General features: G+C 45.1%; 13 protein-coding genes. 4 read left to right on the top strand and 9 right to left on the bottom strand.

What is annotated here, in order from left to right:
- Positions 1 to 8: 8 nt before the first annotated feature.
- From P5V12_RS17275 to P5V12_RS17255, 5 genes are all read right to left on the bottom strand, one after another.
- Positions 9 to 2,213, bottom strand: a complete 2,205-nt coding sequence (locus P5V12_RS17275) for an FdhF/YdeP family oxidoreductase (protein ID WP_316954343.1) — start codon at positions 2,211 to 2,213, stop codon at positions 9 to 11.
- 23 nt (positions 2,214 to 2,236) lie between these two features.
- Complete coding sequence (gene hemB, locus P5V12_RS17270) at positions 2,237 to 3,253, bottom strand: porphobilinogen synthase (RefSeq protein ID WP_316954342.1); 1,017 nt, start codon at positions 3,251 to 3,253, stop codon at positions 2,237 to 2,239.
- Between the two features lie 132 nt (positions 3,254 to 3,385).
- A complete protein-coding gene (locus P5V12_RS17265) occupies positions 3,386 to 4,117 on the bottom strand; it encodes a hypothetical protein (RefSeq protein ID WP_316954341.1) in 732 nt (243 codons plus the stop codon).
- A gap of 64 nt (positions 4,118 to 4,181) precedes the next feature.
- Positions 4,182 to 6,011 (bottom strand): alkaline phosphatase, encoded by a 1,830-nt coding sequence (locus P5V12_RS17260; RefSeq protein WP_316954340.1) that lies wholly within the window; start codon positions 6,009 to 6,011, stop codon positions 4,182 to 4,184.
- A gap of 16 nt (positions 6,012 to 6,027) precedes the next feature.
- Positions 6,028 to 7,611: an alkaline phosphatase gene (locus P5V12_RS17255; RefSeq protein ID WP_316954339.1), complete on the bottom strand. Its 1,584-nt coding sequence runs from the start codon at positions 7,609 to 7,611 to the stop codon at positions 6,028 to 6,030.
- Positions 7,612 to 8,217: 606 nt separating this feature from the next.
- On the opposite strand from P5V12_RS17255, the gene P5V12_RS17250 reads away from it, so the two are divergent.
- Positions 8,218 to 9,057, top strand: a complete 840-nt coding sequence (locus P5V12_RS17250) for a hypothetical protein (protein ID WP_316954338.1) — start codon at positions 8,218 to 8,220, stop codon at positions 9,055 to 9,057.
- Positions 9,058 to 9,192: 135 nt separating this feature from the next.
- On the opposite strand, the gene P5V12_RS17245 is transcribed toward P5V12_RS17250, so the two are convergent.
- Both P5V12_RS17245 and P5V12_RS17240 read right to left on the bottom strand, forming a co-directional pair.
- Complete coding sequence (locus tag P5V12_RS17245; protein WP_316954337.1) at positions 9,193 to 12,726, bottom strand: Ig-like domain-containing protein; 3,534 nt, start codon at positions 12,724 to 12,726, stop codon at positions 9,193 to 9,195.
- A 170-nt stretch (positions 12,727 to 12,896) separates the two neighbouring features.
- Entirely contained in the window at positions 12,897 to 13,775 is an 879-nt protein-coding gene (locus tag P5V12_RS17240; RefSeq protein ID WP_316954336.1) for a LysR family transcriptional regulator, read from the bottom strand.
- Positions 13,776 to 13,876: 101 nt separating this feature from the next.
- On the opposite strand from P5V12_RS17240, the gene P5V12_RS17235 reads away from it, so the two are divergent.
- Together P5V12_RS17235 and P5V12_RS17230 are read left to right on the top strand one after the other, a co-directional pair.
- Positions 13,877 to 14,653, top strand: coding sequence for a ferredoxin--NADP reductase (locus P5V12_RS17235; protein ID WP_316954335.1), 777 nt, complete (start codon positions 13,877 to 13,879; stop codon positions 14,651 to 14,653).
- Positions 14,654 to 14,801: 148 nt separating this feature from the next.
- Positions 14,802 to 15,494: a SapC family protein gene (locus P5V12_RS17230; RefSeq protein WP_316954334.1), complete on the top strand. Its 693-nt coding sequence runs from the start codon at positions 14,802 to 14,804 to the stop codon at positions 15,492 to 15,494.
- A gap of 83 nt (positions 15,495 to 15,577) precedes the next feature.
- Here the strand turns inward: P5V12_RS17230 and P5V12_RS17225 are convergent, their stop codons facing one another.
- Positions 15,578 to 17,185 carry an NAD-dependent malic enzyme gene (locus P5V12_RS17225; RefSeq protein WP_316954333.1) on the bottom strand — a complete coding sequence of 536 codons (1,608 nt, stop codon included), beginning with the start codon at positions 17,183 to 17,185 and terminating at the stop codon, positions 15,578 to 15,580.
- A 219-nt stretch (positions 17,186 to 17,404) separates the two neighbouring features.
- Here P5V12_RS17225 and P5V12_RS17220 point away from each other — a divergent pair, with 219 nt between their 5' ends.
- A complete protein-coding gene (locus tag P5V12_RS17220) occupies positions 17,405 to 18,646 on the top strand; it encodes an EAL domain-containing response regulator (protein ID WP_316954332.1) in 1,242 nt (413 codons plus the stop codon).
- Here P5V12_RS17220 and P5V12_RS17215 read toward each other — a convergent pair.
- Positions 18,643 to 19,986: an HD-GYP domain-containing protein gene (locus P5V12_RS17215; protein WP_316954331.1), complete on the bottom strand. Its 1,344-nt coding sequence runs from the start codon at positions 19,984 to 19,986 to the stop codon at positions 18,643 to 18,645. The two genes, P5V12_RS17220 and P5V12_RS17215, sit on opposite strands and share 4 nt — an antisense overlap.
- Positions 19,987 to 20,106 lie beyond the last annotated feature (120 nt).

The following is a 20,106-nucleotide window of genomic DNA, read 5'->3' as shown; positions in this document are numbered from 1 at the left end:
ATAGCATTTTATTCTGTTTGATAGATTTTTACTGCTACCGATTTAAACGCCGGTGTCTTGGAACGAGGGTCTGCCTCCCGACCAATCAGAATATTTGCTTCAGGGTAATACGCCATCACATTATGGGTGGGTAAATCAAACTCATGAATCTGTACATCGGACATCTTTCCATGCTCCGATTCAATCATTACCGGTACACCCATTTTTAACCCATGTAATTGAGCTGTCTCCCGGCTCATCAACACAACCCAGCGATGTATCGTTCCCCGGTAACTGTCTTTTTCTTCGTAAATAATCGAATTAAACTGCCCTTCACTGCGAATGCTGGACAAACGAATTGGATAGCTTTCCGAACAAATATCCATGAATTGAATACTGTGAATAGCAAAATGCGCTTTATTGTTGGCGGTATCAAAAGTGGGTGCGTGTTTTATCCGGCCATTGATATGAAACTCATTGTGGTTCCGATCAATGTTTTGTAATTGCTCCATTCCTGGAATCGTTGCGGCTATTGCCTCACGTACATGCTTATGCTGTTTAAACGGTTTAAAACTGAATGTGTTTTCAGGAATTATTTTTTCCGCCAGGCTGCAAAGAATATCAGATTCAGGACGGGGGTTGGCTATGCGTTGAATACCACCGTCGCTCATACGAACAAAATTAAACATCGATTCCTGTGTGGTGCTTTGCCATTCCTCGTCCCGCGCCGTAACCGGAAGAATAATGGCTTCACTGTTTTCTATGCCGTGAATATGCCCGAGGTTAAATGTCGTGGTTAGATACACTTTAAAAGGAATACGATCAAGTGCTTGCTGTGTCCAACTGCTGTCGGGCGATGCCTGATACAGGTTGCCGCCCATAAACAATGCTGCTTGTATTTTTTCTTGATGTGCCGCCTCAAGGCAGGCCAGAGTGTCCATGCCCTTTTGTTTGGGCAGGTTTATATCCAGCGTTTCTTGCAGTTTATTCAACACGTCCTGAGGTAATACCGGTTTTACTCCAATGGTGCCAATACCCTGCACATTACTATGTCCTCGCAATGGAAGTAAGCCAGCGTAAGGTTTGCCAACCATGCCGCGCAATAGTGCAAGGTTGACGATCGCCTCCACATTTTCGACCCCGTTTCGATGATGAGTAATCCCCATTCCCCAGGCAAAAACAACATTGTTGGCCTGAGCATAGCGCGCGGCGGTTTGTTGAATGGTGTTTTTATCGATGCCTGTTGTACTGCAAATCCAATCCCAGCTTACTGTGTCCAGTAGGGTTTTATAGCTGGAAAAATCCTGACAGTATTGGTTAATAAAATCGACATCATGCTCGTTATTTTCTATTAACGCTTTGCTGATGCCTGTGAGTAATGCGAGGTCAGAACCAATATGCGGTTGAATATACTCAGAAGCAATCTCACTGCCTCCAGTTAGCATGGACTTTGCACTTTTCGGTACGGCAAATTTCACCAGGCCGGGTTCTTTTGCCGGGTTGATGACAATGACTTGTCCGCCCCGGTCCCGACAACCTTTTAGTTGATAAATAAATCGCGGGTGATTGGACGCCGGGTTTGCACCAATAACAAAAATAAGATCGCAGTGGGCTAAATCGTTTAACTCTACCGTAGCAGTTCCGGTACCAATGGTGTTGGTCATACCCACGCCGGTCGCCTGATGACAATAATATGAGCAGTTATTGACGTTATTGGTGCCGTAAATTCTGGCAAGAAGCTGAAGAATAAAACCCGCTTCGTTGGATGAACGACCGGATGAATAAAAAAAGGTATTGTCCGGTTCGGCGTTATTAAAATGTTGAGCGGTGTGTGATATTGCCCAATCCCAGTCAACCGGTGCGAAGGTATTGCTCTCTGCCGCTTTGTATAATGGTGTATTCAGTCTGCCCAGTTTTTCAATTTCCCTGCCGGATAATTCCTTCAGGTCTTCAATGGTGTGAGCAAATATTTCGTTGGGGATAGGCGGTTGAATATCGGTTGATTGCGCTTGAATGCTTTTATTGCAAACAGAAGGGTAGTCGCCAACTTCATTCGCCATGCCGCCTTTCTGACCGCCCATACCGAGACCGCAAGCTTTGCAGGTGTTGTTGCTGGTTAATGCTTTGCCGCTATTTATCAAACCCATGCGGCGAACCGTATTTAAGGTATAGAGAACCTTTTTGACTCCGCCGCCAACAATCTTGGGGGGCTGTTTGTTTTTGTTGTTATCCAAACCTCATTCCCCCCTTATTGGGTTTAGGCGTGTTTTAATTTTGCCGCTGCGGTTTTGGCAAAGTAGGTCAGTATGCCATCGGCACCAGCGCGCTTAATACCCATTAACGATTCAAGAATAATATCGTCGGAGAAAATACCGGCTTCGATGGCTTTCATTTGCATGGCGTATTCACCGCTGACTTGATAGGCAAAGGTTGGCATACCGAATGCTTCTTTTACACGGTAAATAATATCGAGGTAGGGCATGGCAGGTTTTACCATCACCATATCTGCACCTTCAGAAATATCCAACTGTACTTCATGTAAAGCTTCGTTGCTGTTGGCGGGGTCCATTTGGTAAGTAAACTTATTGCCTTTACCTAAATTGGCGGCGGAGCCCACTGCGTCGCGAAAGGGGCCGTAATAAGCAGACGCATATTTGGCAGAATAGGCCAGAATTTGTGTGTTAATAAATTGCTGTTGATCCAGTGCCTGGCGAATCGCGCCGACACGGCCGTCCATCATATCGGAAGGGGCAATAATATCGGCACCCGCATTGGCGCATACTAAAGCCTGTTTTTGCAACGCGATGATGGTTTCATCGTTTAGTACATAACCGTCTTCGTTGATGATGCCGTCCTGCCCGTGTGAAGTGTAGGGATCCAGCGCGCCATCACAAATAATGCCCAGTTCCGGGTATTCTTGCTTTAGCTTACGTACACAGCGGGCAACTAGACCTTCTTCATTGAATGCCGCTTCACCGCAGGGGGTTTTTAACTCAGGGTTGATATTGGGAAACAAGGCGATGGCTGGAATACCTAATTCAAGTAGCTGCTCGACATCTTTTAACAACTCATCGATGGAGAGGCGTTCCTGGCCGGGCATGGTGCTAATGGCTTGCCGTTGCTTTTGGCCATCGACCACAAATACCGGGTAGATAAAATCGTCTGCGCTGAGGCTGGTTTCTCTTACCAGGCGTCGGGAAAAGTCCGCGTAGCGGTTGCGGCGCATCCGGGTGTGTGGGTATTCACGAGCGGGTAAGTTGGGCTGATTGGCCATAGCGTGTTTTCCATTCGATAATTAATTGCAGACACTATTCTAAAACGAATAATAGCTCTGGGCGAACGGTAAACTCAAATGACCGGGGTTTGTGGCAGGAAAAGCTCCCGTCCCTGGGAGGTGGTTCACCAATTAGTGGTGATGATGGCCGCCGTCCATGGATTCGCCTTGCGCGTTATAAAAGCCAGAGGCGCCGTGTTTGACAAACCCAAGGTTGATCATCGATAGCAAGAATGGGTCTGACTCATTATCACCAATGTCGGCATAATCTGTCAGTTGGTATTGACTACGTTGAGCAAATTGTTGCTTGATCATCGTTTGATCGCTATGCAGCTTTTCCAGTTTCCACTCGGTAATCAGTGTTGGAGTCAGTATGGTAAAACTTTGAATAATTTTCTTATGGGGAAACCAGGTTAATTCAAATTTCGCATTCTGTTTGCTGCCCTGATATGAAACCAGCGTATCGCAACCTTTACCTACTGTATTTACGGGGGAGAGTGAAGCGATAAATTCTTCGGTAATAAACTGGTTGTATATAGACCAGTCGCTTTGCGCTTCACGTTCTTCTAAATCTTCCGGGTAATATTCAATACCACGTTTATTTGCATCGAAATAATCGGTTTTTCTGATTTTTTTGGTGCCAGCTTGCATCCATTCGATAAACCGCTTTTGTTCGACATGCTCATGGCCAACCCGTTTTGGGAGTCGCCAAAGATTCAGGTGTTCTTTGTTTTCTGTCTGTTTGGCGTGAGCCTTGCTGTGGGCGATGCTGTATTCTGCGCCCAAAGTGGAAAAATCTTTTTTACATTCTGCGGAGGCAGTGTGTACGAAGAATAATAAAGAAATAAAAAGGACTGTTTTCAACTTACATACTCCTGAAGTGGCTGGTGGAAAATTCCACCAGCCAAGGTCTTACATGCTCAGTGAATTATGGAAGGTTAACAGCTTGGTTAGCTGAATCGACCAAATTACCGGCGTAGTTCATGATATGAAAAATGGTGTTTTGCTCGTGAGTTCCTGATACCAGATGTGCTCCCGGCCCTTGGGCATAAACACCCACGTCTTCACCAGAGTGTGTTTCAGAGCTCAAAGGAACCAAAGTTTCCTGGTGGAACCCGGGAGTTTCTGTATCGACGCTGGTAAGGTCTTTTCGGCCAGCATCCGCAGAGGTAGCGTAAGAAGCATCGGAATCTGTTTCATTACCTAAGTCACGGAAACCAAGGCCGTTGGTATAGCCCAAAGTGGTGTAGGGCATATCGTCCGCAGCCATTGCTGGTTCTGTGCTGCCAACGTTAACCACTTTACCTAGGATCGGGTTGCCACGCTTTGGATAACCGGCAATGGTAAACACATGGCCATGGTCGGCTGTCACGATAATCAGTGTATCTTCCGCATCGGTAGCGTTGACGGCTGCTTGAACAGCGGAGGCAAATTCAACGGTATCGTTCAGCGCACCGAAAGCATTACCCGCGTGGTGAGCGTGATCGATACGACCTGATTCAACCATTAGGAAAAAGCCGTCATTGTTATTATCCAAAATATCAATGGCTTTCTCGGTCATTTCAGTCAGTGATGGTTCACCCGCAACATCATTGCCACGATCTGCTTCGTATTGCATGTGCGATTCGTTAAACAAACCAAATAGACGTTCCGTTGTTGCCGGATTAACTGCATCAAAACCTGCCTGGTCATAAACGTAAACACCGTTGGCATACATGCCTGTCCATTCTGCGGTTAAGTCGCGTCCATCGGTACGGTCACCTTCCGCGCTGGAGCCTGCATAGTCAGGGCTGTTATAGGCCGCATCTTTAGGTAGGAAATGGCGACGTCCACCACCCATCACAACTTCGATACCATCAACGTCTACACCCGCAATGCGTGCTTCAAGGTTAGGTTCGAAATTAATAAGCTGTGATGCGATGTCTTCACAGGTTGTGCCAGCAGGTTGGTCAGAATTATCTTCCCAGTTACGGTCTGCCGATTTGGCATAAGTTGCCGCTGGTGTGGCGTGAGTAATTCGCGCAGTTGAAATAATACCGGTAGATTTTCCGGCAATTTCTGCAAGCTCTAGAGCAGTAACCAATTCATTACCTGCTACTGTTGAACAATCACCACGAACAATATCTTCGTCAACGCCAATTACACCGACGTCCGTTTTTACGCCGGTCATAAGGGCTGTCATTGTGCCTGCGGAATCCGGTGTTTGTGCGTCCACGTTATACGTCTTGGCTAAACCGGCGTAAGGGAATTTACCAAAACTGAGTGAGTGTTCTTCACCCAACATTCCCATAGACTGGCCTTCGAATATTCGTGATGCTGTTACGGTAGAAACACCCATGCCATCGCCGACAAACAAAATAATATTTTTTGCCTGGCCAGCCATCTTGGCAATTTCTTCCATGTTGGCTTTTGACTGGGCAACTTTATTGGTTGCCGCTGAGTACCATGGGTTGTTTAAGTTGGTTAACAATTCACTGTTGTCCAATGTGGTACGCGCTGGTGTACATACATATTGCGTTGAAGCAACTTCGCTGTCATCCAGGGTGTTGTTGTCATTGGCATCAACACCGGTATTAATTTGAACGCCGCCGTTTGCACAGTTTGCATTGCCAACAGATAAACTTGTTTGGCTCACCAGACTGTTATGACCGTTGCTGCCATTACTACCATCGGCGCCGTTTTTACCGTCGTCGCCTGAACAAGCTGCGAGGCTCGCTACAGCAACCGCGACAGCCAATTTTGAAATTACGCTATTCATTTTATTTCTCTCCCGATTACTTAGCGGTTAAATCAAGTGCTTGGTTGATGTAGTGGAAAATTATGTTTTGCTCCACTACGCCCTGTATCAAGTGAGCACCAGGTCCAGTGGCATGAAGAGAAATATCTTCGCCCGCGTGGGTTTCTGAACTCATTGGCACTAATGTTTCTTGGTGGAAACCAGGAGTAGTTGTATCGATTGCTGTTAAATCTTGACGACCAGTAACGGGACCTTCGGCATAGGAAGCGTCTGAATCGGTTTCGTTGCCTAAATCACGGAAACCCAAGCCGTTGGTGTAGCCCAAAGTGGTATAAGGCATACCATCGTTAGCCAATGACGGCTCAGTACTACCCACGCCAACAACTTTGCCCAAAATTGGGTTTCCGCGTTTGGGATAACCAGCAATAGTAAATACATGGCCGTGGTCAGCGGTAACAAGAATAAGCGTGTCTTCTGGGTTCGTAGAGGCCACTGCGGCTTCAACAGCTTTAGCCAATTCAATAGTATCGCTAAGCGCGCCGAACGCATTACCTGCGTGGTGTGCGTGATCGATTCGACCGGATTCAACCATCAAGAAAAATCCGTTTTGATTGTTATCCAAAATCTTAATGGCTTTTTCTGTCATCTCTGAAAGTGAAGGCTCGCCGGCAACATCGTTATTGCGGTCGGCTTCATATTGCATGTGAGATTCGTTGAACAAACCTAATACATGGCTGGTGGTTTCTGTGTTAATTGCATCGAAACCGGCTTGGTCGATAATGTAAGAACCATTACCGTATTGAGTCATCCATTCTGCTGTTAAATCACGGTTGTCTGTGCGATCACCTTCCGCTTTGGTTGGTTCACCACCGAAATCTGCAGAGTTATATGCTGGGTCTTTAGGCAAGAAGTGACGACGTCCGCCGCCAAAGGCAACTTCCATTCCGTTCACGTCAACACCTGGAAAACGTGCTTCCAAATTGCTTTCGAAATTAATGAGCTGAGAAGCGATATCTTCACAGTCTACGCCGTCTGGTTGGTCGGAATTGTCTTCCCAGTTACGGTCAGCAGATTTGGCATAAGTGGCTGCTGGAGTTGCATGAGTAATACGTGCAGTTGAAATAATGCCCGTGGACAAGCCTTTAATTTCGGCCAGTTCCAGTGCAGTAACCAACTCATTGCCTTTAACCGTTGAGCAGTCGCCACGCACGATATCTTCGTCAACACCAATAACACCCACGTCGGTTTTGGCTCCGGTCATAATGGCGGTCATGGTGCCGGCGGAGTCAGGGGTTTGTGCGTCCACGTTATAGGTTTTTACTAGTGCTGTGTACGGGAATTTCTCAAAACTTAAATACCCTTCTTCACCGCTTTTGCCTGCGAGCTGCCCTTCGTAGATACGAGATGCGGTCAGGGTTGAGATACCCATACCATCGCCAACAAACAAAATAACATTTTTTGCTTTGCTGGAAACGGGTAGCGATTGTTTTTGTGCGATTGCATTCTGGCTGTCTGTATACCAGGCGCTATCGGTTTGATAGCTGGGAAGGACTTGCGCGCTAAGGCAAGTCGACAGCGTTAGCGACGCAACACCCGTGGCTGCGTACCATTTCTTCTTCATAGTTTTACCCCTAATGTAAAAATCAACGAGTTTTTCTATTTATGTGATAGAAAGTGTGAATAAACTAATGTGATTGGCGTTATTTACCTTGGGAGTTTATCCCGACGAAATGACAGAAATTTATAGTTTCTTTGACAAAAATGTGACATTAAAAATATGGCACTACATTTTTGTGTCAAAAATATTATGATTGGGGAATTTAGAAATTAATTTGGTAATACGTTAATAGTAATTAATTCAACAGGCTTTCATTCTTTGAGGCGACCTTGTTAGTAAGCTCATCGTTTTTTGCTAATTATTAGTGGGTTATAAATTCCAGTAAATTTTTGGTGCTGTTTGAACGCAGAGTCTAAAATGGAATATTGGTTGAATCGTATTTGGTTTTGTGGATTCTGACTTGGGGTTGGGATTGATGATTCCGGTTCATAGTCATTTTTCACTGCGTTAGTTTTGAATTGAAATGATCAGTCTTTTCTTGGGAAAACCTAGTGACAATTAATTTTGCAATCGAACCTATTTTTAGATGGCATTTTTACGTTGTTTTCCCATGCATTAATAGCTGATTCATAGCCTCAACAACACAATAATTAATTAGAGGATTTCAGTGTGGGTGGTGTTTTTAGTTCAATTATGGGTGGGGGGGGAGGTAACGAGCCTCCGGGTAAGCCTCCAGCTGGTTCGTCGCCAGGTCCAGGCAAAAATGCTAGAAAAAATGCCAGGAAAAAGGCAAAAAAACAGGAAGCAAAGGCTGCGGCTGCATTGACGCCGACTGCGCAGCATGGAAGCCCTGCAAGTGCAGGGAGGCGTGGATCGAGCGCTTCCTCAAGCCCGGTTGATATGGTGGATAGGTCGAGTCCTGCTTCATCAAAAAGAAGTACCATTCCTGATAGTGCTGCAGCCGCATCATCTGGAACCGGTAAGAAAAAGAAAGCGGTTGGAAAAGGTGGTGGGGCTGCCGCTGCACCATCTGGGGATACGGGGCGGAAAATGAAAGCAACGCCTTCGGCTGTCGTTGACGAAGATGATGGTGGTGAGTGGATGGTTCAACGCTCTAAAAAGAAAACCCCGGCACAGATCAAGGCCGCGCAGGCAGCCAGAGCAAGCGCACGAGCAGCCATATTGGCCAGTCATTCTCAACAGACACGAGACTGGTTACAGAAACCGGGGCAGGATGGTACGCGCAATGCCTGGGGCCAAGGTTCGGCAGGCGCACATCAAGAGGAAGAGCAGGCTAAAGCTCTACACCTAAGTGGAGACACTGACTCTGCAATTGATAGTTTAGACCGCGCATATGATGCACGTGTAGCGGAAAATCGTCGCATGAAAAGCGCCAACCCATCAACAGACCACGGTGCAGGGTTTGTTAGAAATCGCAGAAACTCACTTGATCGAGTTCGGCGTGCTGGCGGAGGTGGTGGCGGAGGCGGCAGCTCAAGCAGTACCTAGTTAGAGCTGGTTTTCCGCCGTAAGTGAAATGCCAACATTCAACTTATTTGGAGTATACCGTTGATGCATCCTTGCACATTTTTTATTGGTATTTTCCTTTTTAACGGTATTTAATTTGAATGAGTTTTTATTGGATTAATGTAATATCTTCACTTCTTCCAGATTATCCACTTCACCATTCAAACCTAACTGGTTGGTGTAAATATGCATTTTAATATCCTGCCAATTGGTGAAGCCTAAATGGTGCTCGTACAAGCTACCCCGCGTTTGCCCGAATGGATAAATATACAAACTGGTTCCGGTACTATGAGAAACCAGTTCCACTTGGTAATCGGTATTTAATTCTGCGGGGCCAAGGTCAGTGATTGATGCATAACCATACACTGTGCTGGCGCGAATATACCAACGGCCATTTTCCATAAAGGCAGTATGAAAGCGCATGTCTGAACGAACTTCCGTTGTATTGGTTGCGCCAAAGCCAATCTCCCCAGTTGAATGCCAGCTGTCCGTTGCTTTAATTTTTGCGCGGAATATGACTTCATCGGTAAAGGGGTATACTCGTTCGCCATAAATATCAAACGGAACGGTGTTCCACCCGCTCATACGTTGGATTTGCAACACGCCATTTTGCAGAGAGATGTGTTCGGGTAGTATGCCCAGGCCATTGGCATCTACACCAAAGTTTTGTGACCACAACGTGGTTTCTGTTGGTGTGCTGCTCTCGGATACGGTGATACTAATTTCGTGCGTGGTGGTATCCAGGTTTAAATCCGTCACTGCAAGTTTTATGGCATGAGTGCCCGGCGATAAATTACTGAGCGTTAGCGTTTCACCGGTTTCTGTGCGTTGTATTCCGTCCAGTGTCCATACGATGGTTAAATCTGCTACGGCATTTTCTACGTCGGAAATCTGTGCTAATACCTCAACCACTTCACCTAACAAAAATTTATCGCCATTAAATGGTGAAAGAATTTCTGCATGAGGTGGGTTATTGGGTGCCGGTTGAATGGTAATTTGAATGGGTAAACTCACCGTTTGCTGATTGTTGCTATCCGTGACCTGCGCATAAACCTGATACGTACCCACAGCCAGATTATTAATAATAATACTGTTGCCGGTTTCGGGTCTCACTTGACCACTAATTTTCCATTCAACGGCTGTTGCTAACAGCGTATCATCATCTTCTGCATCGGTAGCGTAGGCGGTAAAGGTGATGGGATCGCCGACAGTAAAGAACGCATTGTTTGCCGGCGCGGTAATGTTAATTTGCGGCGGCGTATTGGGTGCTGGAATTACCGTAATAGTGACCGCTGGAGTCTCGGTTGATTTACCACCTGAATCGGTAACTCTTGCGCTAATGCTATAGCTGCCCGGAGATAGATCCTGGATTGAAATCTGTGCGCCGGTTTCAGCTCTAGCAACACCATTAATTAACCATTTAACGGCACTGCCCAATACCACATTATCGTCTTCGTTGTCTGACACATTTGCGCTACAGGATATAATTTCCCCTGCAACATAGCTTAACCCATGAGTAGGCGACACCAGTTCAATACTGGGCGGACTATTGGGAATGCTATCCGGTACAAATTCTTTTACGTTATCAAAATACCCATCTAAACCGAGTTGATTGGAATACAAATACAATCGGGCATCCGTCCAATCAGTATCGTTTTTATGGTGTTCATACAAATCGCCGCGCTGTTGTCCAAGAGGGTAAACGTAAAGGCTTGATCCATTTGAATGAAGCTCGACCTCAATTTGATAGGTCACTCCTAAACTCGCGGGGCCAACGTAAATAACCGAATCGTAACCATACACATTATTGGTGCGAACATACCAACCGCCGTTTTCCATAAAGGCAGAATGAAAACGTTTATCGCCAACAACCTCAGTGCTGTTTTTTGCCCCAAAGCCTAATTCACCTGAGGAGTACCAAGCATTAGTTGCGGTAAGTTGTGCCGTGAAGGTCGCTTTCTCTTCAAAGAAATAACTTCTTTCGCCGATGGATTCATAAAAATAGGTTTGCCAGCCAGACATGCGTGAAGCAGACAATACGCCATTTTCCACGTTCATATTTTGCGGTAGCTGTGTTAACCCGGAGCTGTCGGAAGTAAATTCCTGTTGCCAGGCGGCAGATTGCAGCACGGTGATGGCAATGATTTGCGTGTTTTTTGTTTTACCGCCGGAATCGGTGATTGAGCCGTAAACCGTGTGTTCACCAACTGAAAGGTTTGAAAGAATAACATTGGAACCGGTCTCGGCGAGAAGCGTACCGTCGAGAAACCACTGGATTTGGGTGGAAAGCATGACATCGTCATCTTCCATATCCGAAGCGGTTGCCATAAGCGAAAGCTGCTCGTTATCAAGCATTTCAACCGTGGTGGGGGTGTCCAAAATAATTTCGGGTGGCAAGTTAAATAAACGCAATACATAAGCGTGTTGATTGCCTTCTACGTTTGTTAATTGCCCGGTTAGGCTACTGTAATCCACTACATCTTCCGGCTGATGCTGGATAAGATAATCTTTATCAGAAATATCTTTAACCGTATTTAATACGTAATCTGGAATATGAATAATATTTTCACTTGCCAGCCATTCCTGAAGAATTGTGCCAACCGTACGATCTTCCTCGTCACGAGGGATAAATTCGACACCTAAAGGTCGTTTCCAAAAAACAGCTTTTTTTCCTGCGCCTTTACCGAAATCCCCGTAACCAAAAAAGTAATTGTATGTATCGCCTGTACCGATGGCATGGAATGATAAAGTTGAAGGTGCCGGATCGGGACGCCAGTTCTCGTAGTCGCTCCAGATGTTCCAACTTTCTAAGGGGATATCAAGAAGGTGATAATAGTGTGGTGCACCATATGGGCGCAGTACAATATGGCCTCGGGTCATATCGCCATAGTCATGGGTTATTTCGCCAACGATAAATTCACCGCTATGGGAAATGGCGTGAATAAAACTTGGAAAGCCGCCTCCAATTCGTTGATAGTTTTCGCCGTATAGGTTTACACCGCCAAAAACAAAAGAGTGTGCATAATGAAGCTGGCCGACTCTATAAGTACAAGTGTATGACCGAGTATTGCTGTCTATCACCTTAATAGGAAGAATATCTGTATTATCAATGTAAGTAGGGTATAAGTTACGACAAACATTGCCTATCAGTTTGCCGGAAGTATCATAGGAATACGCAAAGCAGCTGCTATAGTTGTGACAAAGGGTTCCGTAGATCACCAGTTCTGACGGGTTTGGATTGTTTGATATATGGGTTGGAAAAAATGTATCTGGGCGGTCTGGGTTCATAATCGATGGAATAAATTCCTGAATTACTCTATCAATCCAAAGCACCGTTTTTTCACCGCTGGTGCCCAAAATATATCGCCCGTCTCCCGAAATCGAAATTGCCTTACTGGTTAATTCGCCGGGCAAATTCGGTAAAGGCTGCATGCCTTCTTCTTCAGTCCAGACAAAAGCGGTTAAACCTTCATAGGATGAACTCGTACCGATAACGGTTTTGCCGTCTGCGGAAATGGCCACAGCTTCGCTGTAATCCTCGCCGCCGGGTAAATCGCCTAAATCAATAAACTGGGCGGAGAAACTCAATGGAGAAAATAAAACGAGAATAAGCGTGATAAACGTAGGTAGTGTGTATTTCTGAGAAAACATACCCTGCTCCTTGGTAAGTGATCGTGCGATATCAATACGTAATGATGAAATGGGAATGCGTATTGTTTGCGTGTTTTTATTTGTTTTGATGCGCTACTGGAAGAGGTCGTTATACCATGAAATGGTATAGTTCAATAAGCTTTCATTTTTGTGCAATGATATTTGCGGGTTTAGGTTAACCCGCAAATTTTTTTCCATTCTTGTAGCCCTGCGCTCTGGTATTTTTCTTTATGTTGGACGAAATAGAATGTCCGATGAAAATCTCGACCCGGTGTTTTTAGTGGAACAAAGTCACCGCGATTAAAGGAGTCCTCCAGTGCAATTTTAGATAGACAGGAAATTCCTAAGCCTGATTTCACTGCGCGTTTAATGGCTTCGGTATGTTGCAGTTCCATTTCGATATCCAATTTGGGTAGCAGGTCGTGCATAGCCCAATCGAACGCCTGGCGAGTGCCGGAGCCGGATTCGCGTAGTATCCATTTTGCAGCCATCAGGTCTTCATCTGACAACTCTTTTTTATTGGCTAGTGGGTGTGAGCTGGAGGCAAAAATCATCATTTCATCCGGCTGCCAGGGGGTAATGTGTAAATCCGGGTGATGCAGGTCGCCTTCAATCATGCCTAAGTCCAGGTCGAAGTTGAGTACACCGGCGGCAATGGTTTGTGTGTTATTTACTTCGAGGCTGACCCGAGTATCTGGGAAGCGTTTTTTATATTGATGAATTAATTCTACGGCCAGGTAATTTCCGATGGTTAGGGTGGCGCCAACACGCAGGTCGCCGGGTTGATTGTGTTTTTGCAAAGCCAGCTGGAGTTCATTTGCCTGTTCCAATAGGGCTTCAGCTTTGGGGCGAAGTATCTGACCCAGCTCATTTAAATGGAGCCGCTTACCCACCCGGTCAAACAGCTTTACATCAAACTGTTCTTCCAGGTCACGGAGTGAGCCACTTGCGGCAGATTGGGACATAGCCAGGCTATCCGCCGCTTTGGTGACATTTTGGTAATGGGCGGTAGCAATAAAGACTTCGAGTTGGCGCAGTGTGTACTTCATAATCTGTAAATCCGATAAAAAATATCAAATCAAACTGTTTTGCAGAATAATAATGTTTGGCTAGTCTGTGTGCAACGTTTGATTTGAGGGAGGCTACCCATATGGCCGAATTAATCCGCGAGACTGTCACAGAGGTTCATCACTGGACCGATTCACTGTTTAGTTTTAAAACCACCCGTAATCCGGGTTTTCGATTTGATAACGGGCATTTCACTATGATGGGCTTGGAACAGCCGGGTGGTAAGCCCTTACTTCGTGCCTACAGCTTAACCAGTGCGAATTACGAGGAGCATCTGGAGTTCTTTAGCATTAAGGTGCCCGATGGTCCGTTAACCTCCCAGCTCCAGCATGTAAAACCGGGTGACCAGATTCTGATTAGCAGCAAATCAACCGGGACTCTGGTGGTAGACGCATTGCTTCCCGGTAAGCATTTGTATTTGATTTCCACGGGAACCGGTTTAGCGCCATTCATGAGCATTATCAAAGACCCTGAAGTGTATGAGCGCTTTGATAAGGTTGTGCTGGTTCACGGTGTGCGTTATGTGGACGAGTTGGCCTATAGAAAGGTGATTCTGGAGGAGTTGCCTAAAAATGAGTTTTTTGGTGAGGAGGTCAGTAACAAGCTTCTTTACTACCCGACTGTGACTCGTGAACCTCATGAAAACCAGGGCCGGGTAACGGATGCGATGGTCTCCGGTGAGGTGGCTCGTAAGTTGGGGCTGCCGGTGTTAAACCCGGAGCAGGACCGTTTTATGATCTGTGGTAGCCCGAGCATGCTTAAGGATACCTGTATGATTTTGGACAATATGGGTTTTCGGGAGTCGCGCAATGGTTACATGGGGGAGTACGTGATAGAACGTGCTTTTGTGGAGCAGTAATAAAGCGTGGCTCTTTAGTATATAAGCAGGCGGTTTTGGTCAAATCTTGGTATGAATAGGCTTGTTGCAAAGCCCGGTTACTTGCTAGTATCGACCGACTAAATCGGGCCTTGGCTCTGTCTATGGATTACTATTACAAGATTTCGTTATGTCTATTACTGCTTTATACAAAGAACCCGCTGCACTTGACACTAAAAAGCATGTAAACCTGAAGCTTAAGCTTGAAGGTGATTTTGCTTTTGCCAGCCATATGAACTCTGTCCCGGTTACTGGCACAGAGTTTTTTGAGGCTAGCCGTCATTACCCTATTTTGTTCGTAAAAAACGATGCTGGAGAAGTGCTATCTCTTGCGTTGTTGTCATTAAAAAAAGAAGGGCATGATCTCGGCAATGAATGGAAAAACGTTTATGTTCCTGCGGTACTGCGTCGTTATCCGTTTGCCATCACCAAAGAAGGTGGTGTGGTTTTTGATCAGCAATGTCCGATGTTGAATGAAGAAGACGGTGAACTTTTGTTCAATGAAGAAGGCGAACCAACGGATACTATGAAGCGCGTGGTCGATTTTCTTCGTGCTTGTGAGCAGAATTTTGCTTATACCGAGCAATTCTTAAAAGCTGTTCAGGAAGCGGATCTTTTAACTGAGTTCAAACCTTCGGTGAAAGTGGGTAAAGGCACTGTAACCTTGACCGATTTCTTCTTTATCGATGAAAAGAAATTCCTGGAATTACCAGCTGAGACTGTTCAGGACTGGTTCAAAAAAGGTTGGATTGGTTGGGTTTATGCTCATTTGCACTCTATCCGTTCTTTGGGATTGCTGATTCAGCGTCACCAAGCAGAATAAAAAAAATGCCGGGATTTCCCGGCGTTTTTTTTATTAGAGGCCACTTGCATAGTAGGTGGCTTTTATTTTAATGCTTCTATTTTTTAGTACTTTGGATCGTACATTTTTTCTTGTATTACCTGATCAAAATCCTGCGGCAACTGAGTCTGTATTAACCCACATTCGTCTGCTGTTTTTGCAACTGCAACAGCGATCTTTGCTGAAACCTTACGAATTTCTTTGAGTGGTGGGTACAAGCAACCATGATCAATTTGTGTTTGAGAAACACTCGTGGCCAGGGCTTCTGCAGCACTAATTAACATTTCGTCATTTACGCGTGTTGCACCGGAATTTAAAACACCGAGACCTAAACCTGGGAATATATAGGCGTTATTTCCCTGACCAGGAATTTTGATCTCGTTATTTATGTGAACAACATTAAATGGGCTGCCGCTGGCAAAAATGGCTCGCCCATTTGTCCATTGATAGGCTTGTTCAGCCGTACATTCTGCATTTGCCGTGGGGTTGGATAACGCAAAAATAATTGGCGACTCGTGGTTTTGCCCCATAGTTTCAATAATATCTTGGGTAAACACACCTGCAGTGCCGGTTGCGCCAATGAGTGCGTCCGGTTTTAGTTGGTTGACCGCTTCCTCAAAGGACATCGGCGGTAAGTCTGCTGCAAATGGTTTTTTATGTTCAGCGATGTAGTCCCGGTCTTGTGTGACTAGCCCCTGAGAGTCAATAAAAAACAGTTTTGCGTTTGCTTCTTGTTCTGACAAGCCCTCTCTTTGCATTGCTTTTGACAAAAGATCCCCAATTCCGGTGGCTGCTGAACCCGCGCCGGAAAATAAATAGGTCATCTCGGAAAGCTTTTTATTGTTGATTCGTGTCGCCGCGTAGAGTCCTGCAAGTGCTACAGAGGCTGTACCCTGGATATCGTCGTTAAAGCAAAGCAATTCGTCTCGGTATTTCTCTAACAGACTGACAGCATTCGGTGTGGCAAAGTCTTCAAATTGCAACAGGGCATTTGGAAAGCGTTTTTTCACGGCCTGAATAAATTCGTCGATAAATTCCAGGTATTCCTCGCCGCGAATACGGTTTTGTCTTAAGCCCAAATAGAGGGGATCTTCCCGAAGCCCTTCATTCTCGGTGCCGACATCAATCATAATCGGCATGCACTGGGATGGGTCAATACCTGCGCAAGCGCAATAGAGAGCGAGTTTCCCAATCGGGATACCCATACCATTGGTTCCAAGATCGCCAAGTCCCAGAATCCGCTCGCCATCGGTTGCGACAATCAGTCGTACATCCTGATCTGGCCAGTGACTCAACAGTTCTTCAACTCTGCCTTTATCGCGTAGTGATAAGTAGTAACCGCTTGTTTCGCGGTAGATGCTGGAATACTCCTGACATGCCTGACCAACTGTGGGTGTGTAAACAATCGGCATAAGCTCGGTAATATGATCAATGAGCATGCGAAAAAACAGGCGTTCATTGCGTTTTTGTAACGCGGCTAAAAACATGTATTTACTTATGTTGGTTGGCTTTGCGCGCATATTGGCAAGTGATCGCTCAACCTGTTGTTGCATTGTGCTGACTCGTGGAGGTAAGAGTCCGGTAAGGCCTAGTTCCAGCCGCTCTTCGGGTGTGAAGGCGGTGCCTTTATTTAGTCTCGGGTTATGAAGGTATTCAATTCCGGGTTTTTTCATGAAGTGATCTCTGTTTGGTTAAAACCGATAGTACGATTATACCGGCCATTAGCCATTTTTTGGTTATATGTCATTCGCTTAGCTATAAAAAAAATACTAATACTTTTATTAAGTCTTTCAATTTAGGCTTGACGCTCAATGTCGGCAGCTATACTAATGAGGTTAAATGCGGTTTTTGGATGTTCTTTTGTATAGGGTGGTCATAGGATGCCTCTGGATATGAACGAAAATCCGGCAGAAGCTGGAATATCCGTTTTGATTGTTGATGATTCGCTTGCGATATGCCAGCTTCTTTCGGCGATGTTAAAAGATTTCGGCGTGACGTTGGTCGATTACTGCCATAGTGGGGAAGATGCTTTTCGTATGGTAGAGAGGGATCCCGCACTCTACGATGCTCTGTTTGTTGATTTACATATGGAAGGCATGGACGGCTTGGAGTTAATGGCCAAACTGAACGAGATTCGCTACCGAGGCGGTGTGGTAGTGATGTCGGCGTTAGATAGAAAAATTCTCGATTTCACTCTGGAGGTTATAAGCAGCTACAACCTCCGTGTTCTTGGTTCCGCAGAAAAACCCTTTGATAAGTCGCTTATCGCGTTCATGATTAAGCGTATCCGTAACTATCGCCCACATTTTCCTCGCAGAGAAAAAGTACTCAAGCGCCGCGAAGTGTATGATGCGATTAAGCAAAGTCGGATCCTGACTTATTTTCAACCGAAAGTATCTGGCGGAGATAATCGTTTAATTGGCATTGAATGTTTGGTTCGACTGGAAATGGAAGGAGAGGGCATTATTGCTCCAGACCGTTTTATCCCTGTGGTGGAAAAATTTGATCTGGTGGATGCGTTACTTGACTCGACGCTTTCTGTTGCCTTACCGCAATATAAAGAATTTGTGGAAACCTCCGGTGCCAACGTGCCTCTGGCTATCAATATTTCGCCGATGCAATTGCATAATGATGTGCTGCCCGAAACATTAATGGAATACCTGGAAAAAAATGACGTAGATAAGTCGCAAGTGGTGCTGGAAATTACCGAAAATCATGCCATTCGTGAAGAAATACAACTTAAGAACTTAAATCGTTTACGTATTCATGGGTTTAAACTTTCACTTGATGATTATGGTGCAGGTTTTACCAATATTCGTCAGCTGAAAAGCCTTCCTTTTAATGAAATAAAACTGGATGCCAAGTTAATTGATGGTATTCGGCAGGATCGGGTGCTCCAGGTAATTGTGCGTTCAGTTAAAAACGTGTGCGACGAATTGAACCTGACATTAATTGCCGAAGGCATTAACGACCCGGATGATTTGGCGATGCTCAACTCAATTGGTGTTGATGGTTATCAGGGGTATTTGTTTTGTCGGCCGAAACCTTTGAATGAATTGCTGCGTTGGTACAAAGTGTGGGTTCACACGATTCATGAATCCAGAGCGAAAGGTGTTGCCAATCCAAGTGTTTAGCAGGCGACCTGAGCTAGCCAAAGGTGAGACAGATTTTGTGAAGCCTTGGGCGTTTCCCTTTTTTCCAATCTTTCCAGTGTGAGAGTAATGATCTTACCCGCTTCCGTATTGGGGTGAAGAATAGAATAGCTGCGAAGTTGCCGTTTAAAACGGGATATGTGGTAGCAGACTTCTCCCATCATCAAAAATACGTCTTCAACTTCTCTATATGCTTGAATGATTTTTTTCTCTTTAACCTGGTCAAGCCAGCGTAAATAGGCTTCGTTAGCAATGCCGGATTGTGCCAATGTAATATTGATATGCAGAAAGCTATTTTGCAGAGCAAATAGTTTTGCATTTTCGTGTCTTAAACCAAGCTGACTAATAAAATCTTTGGTTGCTTCGACAAAAAAAACAATAAAATTATTTCGATTTTTTACGTTGTCAATTAACTCTGGAATCAGATTTTCAGGAATACTACAGGCGTCGGATTTTCGTGTTTTTTTCAATAAGCATATTAATGATCTGGCAGATTTGCCATACATGGCCTGCTCATTCATTTGAATAATAGGGACAAGGTCGTGCAAAGACGAACTGCGTGGTTTGAAATGCTTGGAGTATACCGCATTAACGCTGTCCAGCATGTTGAGTAGGCGGCCGGTGTAACACAGTTGTTTGCCAACCTTTCCTTTGGGGTAACCGGAGCCGTCAAGGTTCTCGTGGTGTTCCGCTATGGCTCTGGCCACGTCTTTGGATATCCCTGGTAAAGACTCAACGATCTTTTCTCCTACCAGCGGGTGGGAATGCAATTGTTTGTATTCTGCTTCGCTAAGAGGTTCTTCCTTATTTAACAGTTCCGGCGATATATGCAAAAAACCTAAATCATGAGTCATGGACGCAATAAAGCCATCTTCAAGTACTTTATCATCGACGCCTTCCTGTTTATTTATTGCCATTGAAAACCAGGCACAGAACATGGCTTGATTAAATACTTTAGGAAGTTGTAATGCTAATACGGTGATTTTTTGCCGAAGAATATCGTGTTGACATAATTTTTCGCAGCAATATTCCAGCTCTTTTGTTAAATCAACATATTGTTGAATGGCGACAAAATCCGGGTTAGTAGAAAGGAAACTGGTGAAGCGAGATTTTAATCGATCGTGGTTGAGTTCTTTATCAATTGCTACGGTGTTTTCGATAGGTTTAAGTAATTTAAATTTTATGACTTTTTCTGCAGCTTTCGCATCGATTTTAGAGCCCTTCGGAATAATTAATTGACCTTGAGCGTTACAGATATTCTCCAACGCTATAACGTCTTGAACTTCGTTAACCTCCGCTAAGTGGGTCGCGTAGGCGTCCATCTAACCTCCGGCAGAAATCGATTGGATCAACAACAAAAAGGGCTAAGTGTTCAGTTTATCAGTATAGTCTAAGAAAATATGGGTATAGCTTGCTTAAATACATTATGCGAAGGAAAATAG

Source organism: Teredinibacter sp. KSP-S5-2 (assembly GCF_032773895.1).
Classification (GTDB): domain Bacteria; phylum Pseudomonadota; class Gammaproteobacteria; order Pseudomonadales; family Cellvibrionaceae.
Note: the sequence above shows the minus strand (reverse complement) of the source record. Positions and strands in the feature narration are given on the sequence as shown.

Coding starts and splice junctions, on each gene's coding strand:
- P5V12_RS17255 (WP_316954339.1), bottom strand. CDS start 7,611: ATGAAGAAGAAATGGTACGCAGCCACGGGTGTTGCGTCGCTAACGCTG.
- P5V12_RS17245 (WP_316954337.1), bottom strand. CDS start 12,726: ATGTTTTCTCAGAAATACACACTACCTACGTTTATCACGCTTATTCTC.
- hemB (WP_316954342.1), bottom strand. CDS start 3,253: ATGGCCAATCAGCCCAACTTACCCGCTCGTGAATACCCACACACCCGG.
- P5V12_RS17230 (WP_316954334.1), top strand. CDS start 14,802: ATGTCTATTACTGCTTTATACAAAGAACCCGCTGCACTTGACACTAAA.
- P5V12_RS17225 (WP_316954333.1), bottom strand. CDS start 17,185: ATGAAAAAACCCGGAATTGAATACCTTCATAACCCGAGACTAAATAAA.
- P5V12_RS17220 (WP_316954332.1), top strand. CDS start 17,405: ATGAACGAAAATCCGGCAGAAGCTGGAATATCCGTTTTGATTGTTGAT.
- P5V12_RS17215 (WP_316954331.1), bottom strand. CDS start 19,986: ATGGACGCCTACGCGACCCACTTAGCGGAGGTTAACGAAGTTCAAGAC.
- P5V12_RS17235 (WP_316954335.1), top strand. CDS start 13,877: ATGGCCGAATTAATCCGCGAGACTGTCACAGAGGTTCATCACTGGACC.
- P5V12_RS17240 (WP_316954336.1), bottom strand. CDS start 13,775: ATGAAGTACACACTGCGCCAACTCGAAGTCTTTATTGCTACCGCCCAT.
- P5V12_RS17260 (WP_316954340.1), bottom strand. CDS start 6,011: ATGAATAGCGTAATTTCAAAATTGGCTGTCGCGGTTGCTGTAGCGAGC.